Source organism: Sphingomonas citri (assembly GCF_019429485.1).
GTDB lineage: Bacteria > Pseudomonadota > Alphaproteobacteria > Sphingomonadales > Sphingomonadaceae > Sphingomonas > Sphingomonas citri.
This window is the reverse complement of sequence record NZ_JAHXZN010000003.1, coordinates 26224-38657: the sequence shown is the minus strand read 5'-3', so window position 1 is coordinate 38657 and position 12434 is coordinate 26224. Positions and strand designations below refer to the sequence as shown.

The 12434-nt window shown below is 71.5% G+C and carries 12 protein-coding genes and 1 tRNA gene; 3 read left to right on the top strand and 10 right to left on the bottom strand.

The genetic code is table 11. The annotated features are described in order from the left end of the window. Window positions 1–83 precede the first annotated feature (83 nt). The 4 genes from KZ820_RS10625 to KZ820_RS10610 all read right to left on the bottom strand — a co-directional run bounded on the left by KZ820_RS10625 (window position 84) and on the right by KZ820_RS10610 (window position 4902). On the bottom strand, window positions 84–932 hold the full coding sequence (locus tag KZ820_RS10625; protein WP_219748616.1) for a TorF family putative porin: 849 nt from the start codon (window positions 930–932) through the stop codon (window positions 84–86). A gap of 167 nt (window positions 933–1099) precedes the next feature. Then, entirely contained in the window at window positions 1100–2653 is a 1554-nt protein-coding gene (locus KZ820_RS10620; RefSeq protein ID WP_219748615.1) for a SulP family inorganic anion transporter, read from the bottom strand. Between the two features lie 213 nt (window positions 2654–2866). Beyond that, window positions 2867–4180, bottom strand: a complete 1314-nt coding sequence (locus KZ820_RS10615) for an ATP-binding protein (protein WP_219748614.1) — start codon at window positions 4178–4180, stop codon at window positions 2867–2869. Between the two features lie 11 nt (window positions 4181–4191). Next, on the bottom strand, window positions 4192–4902 hold the full coding sequence (locus KZ820_RS10610; RefSeq protein ID WP_132908299.1) for a response regulator transcription factor: 711 nt from the start codon (window positions 4900–4902) through the stop codon (window positions 4192–4194). 159 nt (window positions 4903–5061) lie between these two features. Here KZ820_RS10610 and KZ820_RS10605 point away from each other — a divergent pair. From KZ820_RS10605 to KZ820_RS10595, 3 genes are all read left to right on the top strand, one after another. After that, window positions 5062–5136 (top strand) — tRNA-Gly (locus KZ820_RS10605). Window positions 5137–5206: 70 nt separating this feature from the next. Further along, window positions 5207–5884: an HPP family protein gene (locus KZ820_RS10600; RefSeq protein WP_219748613.1), complete on the top strand. Its 678-nt coding sequence runs from the start codon at window positions 5207–5209 to the stop codon at window positions 5882–5884. Between the two features lie 63 nt (window positions 5885–5947). Next, window positions 5948–6757 carry a DUF72 domain-containing protein gene (locus KZ820_RS10595; protein ID WP_219748889.1) on the top strand — a complete coding sequence of 270 codons (810 nt, stop codon included), beginning with the start codon at window positions 5948–5950 and terminating at the stop codon, window positions 6755–6757. A gap of 205 nt (window positions 6758–6962) precedes the next feature. On the opposite strand, the gene ribH is transcribed toward KZ820_RS10595, so the two are convergent. From ribH to KZ820_RS10565, 6 genes are all read right to left on the bottom strand, one after another. Continuing rightward, entirely contained in the window at window positions 6963–7382 is a 420-nt protein-coding gene (gene ribH, locus KZ820_RS10590; RefSeq protein WP_219748612.1) for a 6,7-dimethyl-8-ribityllumazine synthase, read from the bottom strand. 341 nt (window positions 7383–7723) lie between these two features. Further along, the gene (gene ribB / locus KZ820_RS10585; RefSeq protein WP_219748611.1) at window positions 7724–8857 is read right to left on the bottom strand and encodes a 3,4-dihydroxy-2-butanone-4-phosphate synthase; all 1134 of its coding nucleotides are present in this window, start codon (window positions 8855–8857) and stop codon (window positions 7724–7726) included. Next, a complete protein-coding gene (locus KZ820_RS10580) occupies window positions 8847–9470 on the bottom strand; it encodes a riboflavin synthase (RefSeq protein ID WP_219748610.1) in 624 nt (207 codons plus the stop codon). The genes ribB and KZ820_RS10580 overlap by 11 nt, the downstream gene beginning before the upstream one ends. A gap of 9 nt (window positions 9471–9479) precedes the next feature. Further along, a complete protein-coding gene (ribD, locus tag KZ820_RS10575) occupies window positions 9480–10427 on the bottom strand; it encodes a bifunctional diaminohydroxyphosphoribosylaminopyrimidine deaminase/5-amino-6-(5-phosphoribosylamino)uracil reductase RibD (protein ID WP_219748609.1) in 948 nt (315 codons plus the stop codon). 244 nt (window positions 10428–10671) lie between these two features. Beyond that, window positions 10672–11019, bottom strand: a complete 348-nt coding sequence (locus KZ820_RS10570) for a hypothetical protein (protein ID WP_219748608.1) — start codon at window positions 11017–11019, stop codon at window positions 10672–10674. 17 nt (window positions 11020–11036) lie between these two features. Next, window positions 11037–12401, bottom strand: coding sequence for a glutamate--tRNA ligase (locus tag KZ820_RS10565; RefSeq protein ID WP_219748607.1), 1365 nt, complete (start codon window positions 12399–12401; stop codon window positions 11037–11039). Between the last annotated feature and the right edge of the window lie 33 nt (window positions 12402–12434).

The window sequence follows — 12434 nt, the reverse complement described above, 5'->3', positions numbered from 1 at the left end:
GCGCCTCATGATCCGAGTGCGCGCGCCGGTGGATCCTGAAGCTAGTTCAGGATGACACCCTCAGTTAAAATACGCTCTCGGTCTCAGAACGCCGCCGTCAGCGATACCACCACGGTGCTGCCCGCGATCGTGCCAGTGCCGTCCTGCCCCTTGCTGAAGCTCGGCTGGAGATAGGCCGCCTCGCGCTCGGAGATGTTGGTGTCAATATAGGCGACGCCCAAGGTCAGCGGCGTGGTCGGGATCGCATAGTCGGCGCCGAGCATCCAGTCGACATATTCGCCGGTCGGCGCGACGCTGGTGGCGAACGGCCCGAGGCCCTTGTTGCCCTTGGAGGCGCCGATATGCGCCTTGGCGGTCAGCCCGGTGTCGGGGATCGCCGCCGCGACGTCGCCCCAGACATAGAGGTTGTCGTTCTTGTCTCCCGGACGATCGTACACGCCGTTCGCCGCCGAGGTGCCGTTGAGATACCAGGAGCCGAGCGCTTCCTGCTTGGGCGCATAAGCGACACCGGCGGTCAGCGAGGCGGGGCCGAGCGTGCCCGACAGCTTGGCGTAAGGCTCGATGAAGTCGGTGTTGTCGAAGCCGCCCGGATACATGTACCAGGTCGCGCCGACGTCGAGCGTGCCGCCGCCTACCGGAAATTTGTAGCCCGCGATCAGATCGAGCTCCATGTTGGCGCCGCCGAACGTGCCCCAGCCCGCCAGGTTCGAGCCCCAAGTGCCGATGTAGACGCCGCTCTCGTGCGCGATGGTGAAGCCGCCCTGCACCGCTAGATTCTCATCGGACTGTGACACGCCGCGGAAGCGATAGTCGCTGACGAGGCCGACCGAACCGGAGACGGTGATGGGCTTGGGCGGCGCGGTGTCCTGCGCGGCGGCGGGAACGGCGAGGCCGGCGGCGAGCGCCGCGGCGAGACGAAGCGTGTAGTTCATGGAACCTCCCTTGTGGCAGAGGCTCCTCCTGCTCGTGACCCGGGCTCGCTCTCCCCCGGTACCCACGAAGGCGTCGGGAGGGCAGCCGCTAAGCCACCCTCCCGACGTATTCAGGCTATGTTGCTCTATTATTTCCGCTTGATGTCAAAAGTTGCTGCTGCACCTGCTCAGTGACGATGCTCCGCGAGTGTGGCGATCCTGCCACGCGCCCCGGTGATCTCCACCGTCGTCCCGGCGGCGCGGCGGCGCTGGAACCAGTCGCGCAGCATCTCGGCGCTGGTGTGATCGACCGCGTCGAGCCGCGTGGCGTCGATCCGCACGTTGGTGCCGGCGGGCACGCGATCAAGCGTCTCCGACAGCTTCGGCAGCGTGACGAAGGTTGCGGTGCCGTCGAGCGTGATCGCGTGCGACTCGCCGTCGCTCGCCTCGAACACCTTGAGCCGCAGGCGGCGCAGGTGCGGCACCAGCTCGAGCATGGTCAGGCCGATGCCGACCAGCACGCCGGTGAGCAGGTCGGTCGCCACCACGGTCACCAGGGTGGCCGCCCAGATCAAGACCGGCAGCGCGCCATAGTCGTGGAACAGGTGGGTGGCGTGTTTGACGCTCACCAGCCGCACCCCGGTCACCACCAGCACCGCGCCCAACGCCGCCATCGGGATGGCGGTGAGCACGAAGGGCAGCGCGGCGACGAAGCCCAGGATCCACACGCCATGCAGCATCGACGACAGGCGAGTCGCCGCCTGCGCCTGGACGTTGGCCGAGCTGCGCACGATCACGCCGGTCATCGGCAGCGCGCCGGCGAGCCCGCACAACAGGTTGCCGACGCCCTGCGCGCGCAGCTCCTTGTTGTAATCGGTGCGAACGCCGTCGTGCATCTTGTCGACCGCGGCGGCCGACAGCAATGTCTCGGCCGAGGCGATGAAGGCGATCGCCAGCGCAGCGGCGAGGATCGAGGGATTGAGCCAGCTCGCCAGTGCCGAGGCGCTCGGCGGCGCGATCGCGCCCATGATCGAGGCGGGCACCTGGACGCGCGCGACCTCGAGCCCCAGCGTCAGCGATAGCAAGGTGCCGACCACGACGCCGACCAGCGCACCCGGCAGCAGCCGCAGCGCTCGCGGGCGGAACTTCTCCCAGCCGAGCATCGCCAGGATCGTCGCGACGCCGATCGCGAAGGCGAACTCGGTCGCCTGCAGGTTGCTCGACAGCCCTAGCAGGCGGCCGGGCGCCGCCGCCAGGTTCTGCAGCCCGCTCGGCAGCGGGCGGTGATCGAACAGCACGTGGAACTGGCCCACGACGATCAGCACGCCGATCCCCGCGAGCATGCCGTGCACCACCGCGGGCGAGATCGCCTTGAACCAGCCGCCGAGCCGGAACACGCCGGCGACGAACTGGACCAGCCCCGCGAGGATGAGGATAGGCCCGAGCGCGCCGATACCCTGGTCGCGCACGAGCTCGTAGACGATCACGGCCAGACCCGCCGCGGGGCCGCTGACCTGAAGCGGCGAACCCGCGATCGCACCGACCACGATGCCGCCGATGATGCCGGTGATCAGGCCCTTCTCGGCCGGAACGCCCGAGGCGATGGCGATCCCCATGCACAAGGGCATGGCGACGAGGAAGACGACGATCGAGGCGGTGAGGTCGCGCCCGAGGAAGCGGATCGCGGGGACCGAGACGCCGGGGCGGGCGGCCGCGGTGGTACGTTGCGCGAGGCTGGCCATCACGCCGCGACCCGGCGCTGGGCGGGAAGGAAGGCCGGCCGAGACGCCGCAACCTCTCGACTGAACACGCGTCCGCTGGCGTCGTCCACGGCGGCAACCTCCTGATGAGCAATCGTCCAGGGAGTAGCGCCACCGGGTGTCCCGCGTTCGACCGAGGCGTGTCGTTGTGTTGCTCGCGCGGCCATGCCCAGCTTCCGGCCGGCACGGAGCGCCTCAGCGCCGCGGCAGCACGATCTCGGCGCGCAGTCCGCCCTCCGCGCGATTGGACAAGGTCAGCGTGCCGCCCTCCGCGGCGACGGCGAGCTGGACGATCGACAGTCCCAGCCCGAACCCCACCGTGTCGCGCCCGCGCGCCGGGTCGAGCCGGACGAAGGGCTCGAGCACGCGCGTGAGCTGATCGTCGGGGATACCCGGCCCGTCGTCCTCGACGCGGATCGTCAGTGCGGCGTCGCCGGGCAGCAGCGTGAGACGCGCGCGCTCGCCGTAATGCAGCGCGTTCTCCACCAGGTTGACCAGCGCGCGCTTGAAGCCGAGCCGGCGCACGCTCCACTCGCAGTGATCCGGGCCCTCATATTCGGCATCGGCGCCGCGATCCTGCGCGTCGTCGATCACGGTGGCGCACATCACCGCCAGGTCGACGACGCTGGGCGGCTCGGGCTCCGCCTCGCCGCCGAGGAAGGCGAGCAGCGAGGTGATCATCGACTCCATCTCGGCGACGTCGTGCGCGATCGCCTCGCGCGCCTCGAGCTGCGGCAGCGACTCGGTGCGGAGATGGAGCCGTGCCAGCGGCGTGCGCAGGTCGTGCCCGACCGCCGCCAACGCCTGCGTGCGCCCCGCGATCAGCGCCTGGATGCGATCCTGCATGCGGTTGAACGCGCCGATCACGCGGCGCACCTCGCCCGGCCCGTCCTCTTCCACCGGGACGACATCGCCGTGGCCGACGCGCTCGGCCGCCGCGGCGAGCCGGCGCAGCGGCAGCAGCACGCGCCGCAGCAGGATCCCGCCCAGCACCATCAGCGCGATCGCGGGCACCATCGCCAGCGCGATCCGCTCGAACGCGAGGTTGATCGTCGCGACCGGTTCGAGCGTGCGGAAATACAGCCAGCTGCCGTCGTCGAGCCGCAAGCCGCCGGTCACCACCGAGCGTCGACCCGGAGTCTGCACGCGCAGCCGGAGATCGGTCGCGGCGAGCGACGGCTCCCACTCGATCACCTGCCGCTGCATCTCGTCGAGCGCGGGCGCGATCGGCGGCGGGGCGGGCAGCGCCTCGCTCCAGCGCAGCGCGTAGCGGTCGGTGGTGAGCTCGGCGGCCATGCGCTCGCGCTGCGCGGCGGGGCGCTCGGCGAGCAGGCGGCGGCTGATGACGAGATGCTCGGCGAGCCGGTTGGCCTCGTCGTCGCGCACCGCGAAGCGGCTGGCGCGCTCGTACAGCAGCGTGCTGGCGCCGAACTCGATCACCAGCGTCAGCAGCAGGATCGCCACCACCTGGCCGAGCAGGCCCAGCGCGGGGCGGCGCAGCGAGCGCATCCGCGGCGGCGTCAGCCGCGCTCGACCGGGGCGTTGAGCATATAGCCGACGCCGCGCACCGTCACGATCGGCGCGGGCGCCCCCGCGCTGCCGAGCTTGCGGCGCAGCCGGCTGATCAGCACGTCGATGGAGCGGTCCGAACTGTCGCCCAGCCGGGTGCGGCTGAGCTCGATCAGCCGCTCGCGCGCGATCACGCGCTGGGCATGGTCGGCGAGCACGACGAGCAGGTCGAACTCGGCGCCGGTGAGATCGACGATCGCGCCGCTGGGCGAGCTGAGCTCGCGCCGCGGCAGGTTGATCGTCCAGCCGTCGAAGGTCAGCATGCCCTGGTCGCCCGCGCCGGCGCGGCGGTCGAGCGCGGGCCGGCGCAGCACCGCGCGCACCCGCGCCACCAGCTCGCGCGTGCCGAACGGCTTGGCGATATAGTCGTCCGCACCCAGCTCGAGCCCGACCACCCGGTCGGTCTCCGAGGCACGCGCCGACATGAAGATGATCGGCACGTCGCTCTTCTGGCGCAGCGAGCGGCACAGGTCGATCCCGCTGGTGCCGGGCAGCATGATGTCGAGCAGCACGAGGTCCACCGGCCCCGAGTCGAGCGCGAGCCACATCTCCGGCGCCGCGGACGCGGGGCGCACCGCGAAGCCGTTCTCCTGCAGCGCGCGCGCGGTGAGCATGCGGAGCGAGGGATCGTCCTCGACGAGCAGGATCGTTGGAGCGGTCATGCCAGCGGGACCTAAGGTCAGGGCTGATCGGGGTCAATTCGCGCGTGCGGCAGAAAAATGCGTGGACGTGTAAAAAGCTGTTGCGAGGCTCCCGGGCCGCTGCTAGTGGCCGCGCCTCACCCAGCCGGTCCTCTTCCCGAGGGCGGCACAGGCGCCAGAGCGGGCGTAGCTCAGGGGTAGAGCACAACCTTGCCAAGGTTGGGGTCGAGGGTTCGAATCCCTTCGCCCGCTCCAGTCGGTCATCCGGCTCTCTCACCATCGTCGATGCGTTGACGCGCGGAACGCGCGACGCCACAGGCGCGCCATGCCCGTTCGCCTGTTCAAGCCCCTGCTCTCCGGCGCGCAGCTGCGCGAGCGGCTGATCGCCTGTCTCGGCGCAGCGATCGGCATCGCGCTCACCGCATTGCTCGGCGCGTTGCTGGTGCAGGGCGCCGCGCTGCCGCTGATCGTCGCGCCGCTCGGCGCCTCGGCGGTGCTGGTGTTCGCGGTGCCGGCCAGCCCGCTCGCGCAGCCCTGGCCGGTGATCGGCGGCAACACGCTCTCCGCGCTGGTCGGTGTCGCGGTGTACCGGCTGGTGCCCGACGCCGCGATCGCCGCCGGGCTCGCCGCGGGAGCCGCGATCCTGACGATGTCGCTGCTGCGCTGCCTCCACCCGCCCGGCGGCGCCGCGGCGCTGACCGCGGTGATCGGCGGGCCGACCGTCCATGCCGCCGGCTTCGGCTTCGCGCTGCTGCCGGTGGCGCTCAACTCGGTGACGCTGGTGGCCGCGGGGCTGCTGTTTCACCGGGTGACGCGGCGCTCCTACCCGCATCGCGCCGCCGCCCCCATCGCGGCCGGGCTCCACGCCGCCGACATCGACGCCGCGCTCGCCGACCTGCACGAGAGCTTCGACATCGCCCCTGAGGATCTCGACGCGCTGCTCACCCGCGCCGAGTGGCATGCCGCACGGCGCCGCGCCGGCCCGCCGCCGCCGCGGCGATGAAGCCGTCGGTCGCCGCATTGCCGGCGATGGACAGAGCGCGCGCGACGCGGCACCCCGGTGGCCATGACGAGCGAGGCGAACATCCGAGTCGGCATCGGCGGCTGGACCTATGAGCCGTGGCGCGGCACCTTCTATCCGGAGAAATGGCCGCACAAGCGCGAGCTGGACTATGCCAGCCGCCACGTCACCGCGATCGAGGTGAACGGCACCTTCTATTCCTCGTTCAAGCCCGCCACCTTTGCGAGCTGGCGCGACGGCACGCCCGAAGGCTTCGTCTTCGCGCTCAAGGCGTCGCGCTATTGCGTCACGCGCAAGGTGCTGGCCGAGGCGGGCGAGTCGGTGCAGCGCTTCGTCGGTCAGGGGATCACCGAGCTGGGTGACAAGCTCGGCCCGATCCTGTGGCAGATGGCGGCGACGCGGAAATTCGACGCCGACGACCTGCGCGCCTTCCTCGCGCTGCTGCCGGCGAAGCAGGACGGCGTCGCGCTGCGCCACGCGATCCAGGTGCGGCATGAATCGTTCGCGGTGCCCGAGTTCGTCGCGCTCTGCCGCGCCGCCGGGGTGGCGATCGTCCACGGCGACTCGGCCGACTATCCCGCGCTCGCCGACGTCTCGGGCGACATCGTCTACGCCCGGCTGGAAGACGCGCGCGAGGAGGAGCCCGCCGGCTACGCGCCGGCCGCACTCGATCGCTGGGAGACGGTGGCGCGCGACTGGGCGGCAGGGAAAAGTCCCGACGGGCTGCCCTATGTCGCCGCGCCCGCGCCGGTGCGGCCGCGCGACACGTTCGTGTTCATGATCAACGGCGCCAAGGTGCGCGCGCCGCACGCCGCGATGGCGCTGCTCGAGCGGCTGGGGCGGACGCCCGCGTAGTGCGAATGTTGCGAATGTTGAGTCGCCGCGCGGGTTCGCGCCGGCGGCGCACGGCGCCGGCGCGGCGGCCCGGGGGCGCCAATGCTGCAAAAGTTGAGTCGCCGGCCGGAGCGTCGGCGGACGCACGTGAGGCGGGAGGCTGACCTGAGCGGCGGGCACGCGCGCGTCCTAGCCGCGCGCCTGCCACGTAGGACAGCCGTCCCGCTCACCCCATCCGGTCGCGTAGGTCGAGCAGCGCCAGCGCTGCCTTGGCCGCGGCGCCACCCTTGTCGAGCTGCGCCGGATCGGCGCGAACGATCGCCTGCGCCTCGTCCTCGGTGGTGAGCACGCCGTTGCCGATCGCCACGCCGTCCATCGTCAGCGCCATGATCCCGCGCGCGCTCTCGTTGGCGACGATCTCGAAATGATAGGTCTCGCCGCGGATCACCACGCCGAGCGCGACGAAGGCGTCCCAGCGCCCGCGCTCGGACGCCATGGCGATCGCGCCGGGCAATTCCAGCGCGCCGGGCACGGTGAGCACCTCGCAGCTATGCCCGGCGGCCTCGATCGCGCCGCGCGCGCCCGCCACGAGCAGGTCGTTGAGATGGTCGTAGAAGCGTGCCTCGACGATCAGGATATGCGCCATGCTGGTCTCCTTGCTGTGGTCGTGTGTTGGTGCTGCCCACGCAGGTGTGCGCGCCGGCACTGCGCCCTCTTCCCGTCATCCCCGCGCAGGCGAGGATCCAGACGCGCGGTCCTCGCGCCTCTTGTAGTGAGCCGCGCCAGGTACGTGCCGTCGCGGGCCGCTGGCGCTGCACACCGCCACGCCCGTCAACGTGTCTGGATCCTCGCCTTCGCGGGGATGACGTAAGGTGGTGGTGCGGCCGCGAGAGGACGCGAGCCGAGGTCGAAGTGAAGGACGTGGCCGGCCACTTCGTCCCTCGCCCGCGCCTGGCAGGTCGCGCTCGGCTCACGCGCCCGCCGCGCTCAATCGATCTCGCGCTCGCCGACGATCGACAGGCCGTAGCCGTCGAGCCCGACCAACGTGTGGTGCGTGTTGGTCAGCAGCACCATGTCGTGGACGCCGAGCTCGGCCAGGATCATCGCGCCGACGCCATAGTCGCGCAGCTCCTCCATATCGACCGTCACCGCCTCGCCCGCCTTCATCCGCACCGCGGTGGTGAAGGCGTCGGCGCGCTGGCGGTTGATCACCACGATTACCCCCGCACCGGCCTCCCCGATGAGCTCCATCGAGCGCGACAGCAGGTGGCTGCGCTGGCTGTCCTCGCCGAACATGTCGGCGAAGGGCGACAGCGCGTGCATCCGCACCAGCGTCGGCTTGGTCGGATCGACGCGGCCCTTGACCAGCGCGATCTGCTCGGTGCCGGTCGCCTTGTTGCGATAGGCGCGCACCGTCCAGTCGCCGCCCCAGCGGCTGGTGAAGGGCGCCTCGCTGACCAGCTCGACGAGATGGTCGTGGCGGCGGCGGTAGGCGATCAGGTCGCGGATCGTGCCGATCTTGAGATGGTGGAACTGCGCGAAGGTGACGAGATCGTCGAGCCGGGCCATCGTGCCGTCCTCGTTCATGATCTCGCAGATCACGCCCGAAGGGTTGAGCCCGGCGAGCCGCGCGACGTCGACCGCCGCCTCGGTATGGCCGGCCCGTACCAGCACGCCGCCGTCGCGCGCCACCAAAGGGAAGACGTGGCCGGGGGTGACGATGTCGTCGCGCACCCTGGTCGAATCGATCGCCACCGCGATCGTGCGCGCGCGGTCGGCGGCGGAGATGCCGGTGGTGACTCCTTCCTTCGCCTCGATCGAGACGGTGAAGGCGGTCTCGTGGCGGGTGCCGTTGTTGCGGCTCATCAGGTCGAGCCCGAGCTGCTCGACGCGCGGCTTGGTGAGCGCGAGGCAGATCAGCCCGCGGCCGTACTTGGCCATGAAGTTGATCTTCTCGGGCGTCGCCATCTGCGCGGGGATGACGAGATCGCCCTCGTTCTCGCGATCCTCGTCGTCGACCAGGATGAACATCCGGCCGTTGCGCGCCTCGTCGATCAGTTCCTCGGGCGAGGAGAGATAGCCGTGGCGCAGCCGCGCCAGCGCCGCGGGCTCAGCGACCACGATAATGCTCCATCCGCTGGAGATAACGCGCGAGCACGTCGATCTCGATGTTGACCGCCTCGCCCTCGATCAGCGCGCCGAGCGTGGTGACCGCCTGGGTGTGCGGGATCAGGTTGACGGTGAAGCGCGTGCCGTCGGCCAAGTCCTCCACCGCGTTGACGGTGAGCGAGACGCCGTCGACCGTGACCGAGCCCTTGGGGGCGAGGAACGGCGCCAGCTCGCCCGGCACGCGCAAGGCGATGCGGCGCGAGTCGCCGTCGGCGGTGATCGCCTCCACCGTCGCGACGCCGTCGACATGGCCGGTGACGATATGCCCGCCGAGCTCGTCGCCCAGCTTCATCGCGCGCTCGAGGTTGAGGCTGCGCCCCTCGGCCCACTGCGCCGGCGCGGTGCGGCTGCGCGTCTCGTGCGAGACGTCGACCGCGAACCAGCCGCCGACGCCGCTCTCGTGCGGCGCCTTGTCGACGACGGTGAGGCACACGCCCGAGCAGGCGATCGACGCGCCCAGCTCGATCGTGGCGACGTCATAGGCGGTGTCGATCACCGCGCGGGTGTCGCCGCGCTGCGCGATCTGGCGGATGGTGCCGATGTCGGAGACGATGCCGGTGAACATGATGACCTCTCAGCCGCGCTCGTAGACTTCGAGCCGATCGCTGCCAAGCTGGCGCGAGTCGGCGAGCCGCCAGCGCGCGTGCGCGTCGCCGAGCGCGGCGAGCCCGATGTCGGGCAGCGTGCGCCCGCCGCCGATCAGGATCGGCGCGCGGTAGAGCAGCAGGCGATCGACCAGGTCGGCGCGCAGGAAGGCCGCGGCGGTGCCCGCGCCGCCCTCGATCAGCAGGTGGTCGGCGGGGAGGGAGGCGATGCCGGCTGGGGTAGAGGTCCAGCGCGGATCACGCTCCTGCGCGGCCGGTGTCCCCGCTGACAGCACCACCCGCAGCGGTGCCCTGCCTTCAAGCCCCGCGAGCCGGACGTCGAGCCGCGGCCGGTCCGCTTCCCAGGTGCCGCGGCCGACCAGGATCGCCTCGTGGCGCGCGCGCTCGAGATGCGCGTGCGCGCGCGCTTCCGGCCCGGTGATCCACTGGCTGCGCCCGTCGGCCATCGCGGCGGCGCCGTCGAGCGACAGCGCGAGCTTGAGCGTGACGTACGGCCGCCCCAGCGCGCGCCGCGTGAGGAAGCCCGCCATCGCGCGCCGCGCCGCATCCGCGCCTATGCCCACCTCGACTGCGATCCCCGCCGCCCGCAGCCGCGCCAGACCGGCACCGTCGGTGCGCGGGTCGGGATCGCCGAGCGCCACCACCGCGCGCGTGATCCCCGACGCGACGAGCAGGTCGGCACAGGCGGGGCCACGCGGGCTGGCGTGCGCGCAGGGCTCAAGCGTGACGTAAGCGGTAGCGCCGCGGGCGCGCGCTCCCGCCTCGTCGAGCGCCATCGCCTCGGCGTGGGGCCGGCCGCCCGGCTGGGTCCAGCCGCGCCCGACCACCGCGCCGTCGCGGACGAGGACACAGCCGACGTTCGGGTTCGGGAAGGTGCGCGCGCGCGTTCGCTCAGAGAGCGCGAGCGCGGCGGCCATCCAGCGGGGGTCGGCGGCGAGGAGTGTTGGAGATGACATGCGCGGCAAGCAATCAGCGGTAGGAGCTTCTATCGGGTCTGGCGCCATCTCCTGCACCATCCCGGCGAACGCCGGGGTCCAGTTGGGAGACGATGTTGAGACTCACGACAGCCTTTCCACCTGGACCCCGGCGTTCGCCGGGGCGGCAGCGGATTCAGCGGCCCACCCGCACATTCGACCCACCCCGGCGCCGGACTCCCTCAGCTCAGATCCCCATCGCGTTGAGCTTGTCGTCGAGCCGCTTGAAGCCCTGGCGCAGCTTCTCCTCGCGCGCACGCTGCTCGCGCTCGGCGATCTCGCGCTTGGCCTGGTCGATCTGCTGCTGCGCGATGATCTGGGCGTCGGTGCGATCCAGCTTCCACTGCTCGAAGTAGATGATGTTGGGCTTATACTCCTTCTCGAAGTACGAATCGTGGAAGAAGGCCCAGACGAAGAAGCCGGTGATCGCCACCGACAGCGCCAGGAACCCCCATTCGTAGCGCTCGCGCGTCTGGAAGAAGAAGCGGAGGTCGCGCGCGGCGCGCAGCGGCGACAGTCGGGCGAAGAACTGCATCGCGTGGATATAGGGCCTCAGCCGCTCCGGTTCGAGTCCGCCGCGGCGTCGAGCCGCGCCAGCGCGCGGTCGCGCCCGATCAGCGGCAGCAGCGCCGCCATGTCGGGGCCGTGGTCGCGCCCGGTGAGCGCGCGGCGCAGCGGCAGGAACAGCGGCTTGCCCTTGCGCCCGCTCTCCGCCTTGAGCCGCGCGGTGAGCGCGTGCCACGGGTCGCCCGCCCAGTCGATCGCGCGCGCCGCGGTGGCGGCCTGGGCGAGATAGGCGCCGTCCTCGGCGGCGGTGGGCGGATCGATCGGCCCCTCGATCACGCCCCACCAGTCCGCCGCCTCGGCCACGGCGGCGAGGTTGGGCCGCACCGCGGCCCACGCCGCGGCGTCCATCCCCTCCGGCAGCCGATCGGCGACGGCGTCGAACGGCAGCTGGTGGACGATGCGCGCGCTCACCTGCGCCAGCTCGGCCTCGTCGAAGCGCGCCGGGGCGCGGCCGAAGTGCGCGAAGTCGAGCGCCTCGATCAGCGGCGCCGGATCGACGAGCGGCTCGACCGGCTGGCTGGTGCCGATCCGTGTCAGCAGCGACAGCACCGCCGCTGGCTCGATCCCGCCCTCGCGGAAATGATCGACCCCGAGCGAGCCGAGCCGCTTCGACAATTTGCCCTCGCTGCCGGTGAGCAGCGCGGCGTGCGCGAAGGCGGGCGCGGGCGCGCCCATCGCGGCGAACATCTGCAACTGGAGCGCGGTGTTGGAGACATGGTCCTCGCCGCGCACGACGTGCGTGATGCCGAGATCGGCGTCGTCGATCGCCGAGGGCAGCATGTAGAGCCACGAGCCGTCGGCGCGGCGCACGACCGGGTCGCTCATCGTCGCGGGATCGAAGCGCTGCGGCCCGCGCACCAGGTCGTCCCACTCGATCGGCGAGTCATGATCCAGCTTGAAGCGCCAGTGCGGGCGTACGCGGTCGGACTCGAGCGCCGCCCGCTCTGCGGCGGTCAGGCGCAGCGCGGCGCGGTCGTACACCGGCGGCAGCCCGCGGCCGAGCAGCACCTTGCGCTTCAGGTCCAGCTCCTGCGCGCTCTCATAGGCCGGGTAGATCCGCCCCGCGTCGACCAAAGCGTCGAAGCGCGCCTGATAGAGCGCGAACCGCGCCGACTGGCGCACCTCCTGGTCGGGCACCAGCCCGAGCCAGGCGAGGTCGGCGCGGATCGAGTCGACGTAGCGCTCCTCGCTGCGCTCGGCGTCGGTGTCGTCGATGCGCAGCACGAAGCGCCCGCCATCGCGCCGCGCCAGCATCCAGCTGTGCAGCGCGGTGCGGATGTTGCCGACGTGGAGCCGGCCGGTCGGCGACGGCGCGAAGCGGGTGACGACGGGGAAGGAAGGGCTGGTCATGGCCCGCCCGCGCTTACGCGCCGCCCCTTCCCC

Coding starts and splice junctions, on each gene's coding strand:
- KZ820_RS10620 (WP_219748615.1), bottom strand. CDS start 2,653: ATGGCCAGCCTCGCGCAACGTACCACCGCGGCCGCCCGCCCCGGCGTC.
- ribD (WP_219748609.1), bottom strand. CDS start 10,427: ATGGCCGCCGCGCTCGCGCTCTCTGAGCGAACGCGCGCGCGCACCTTC.
- KZ820_RS10595 (WP_219748889.1), top strand. CDS start 5,948: ATGACGAGCGAGGCGAACATCCGAGTCGGCATCGGCGGCTGGACCTAT.
- KZ820_RS10565 (WP_219748607.1), bottom strand. CDS start 12,401: ATGACCAGCCCTTCCTTCCCCGTCGTCACCCGCTTCGCGCCGTCGCCG.
- KZ820_RS10600 (WP_219748613.1), top strand. CDS start 5,207: ATGCCCGTTCGCCTGTTCAAGCCCCTGCTCTCCGGCGCGCAGCTGCGC.
- KZ820_RS10615 (WP_219748614.1), bottom strand. CDS start 4,180: ATGCGCTCGCTGCGCCGCCCCGCGCTGGGCCTGCTCGGCCAGGTGGTG.
- KZ820_RS10625 (WP_219748616.1), bottom strand. CDS start 932: ATGAACTACACGCTTCGTCTCGCCGCGGCGCTCGCCGCCGGCCTCGCC.
- KZ820_RS10610 (WP_132908299.1), bottom strand. CDS start 4,902: ATGACCGCTCCAACGATCCTGCTCGTCGAGGACGATCCCTCGCTCCGC.
- KZ820_RS10580 (WP_219748610.1), bottom strand. CDS start 9,470: ATGTTCACCGGCATCGTCTCCGACATCGGCACCATCCGCCAGATCGCG.
- ribH (WP_219748612.1), bottom strand. CDS start 7,382: ATGGCGCATATCCTGATCGTCGAGGCACGCTTCTACGACCATCTCAAC.
- KZ820_RS10570 (WP_219748608.1), bottom strand. CDS start 11,019: ATGCAGTTCTTCGCCCGACTGTCGCCGCTGCGCGCCGCGCGCGACCTC.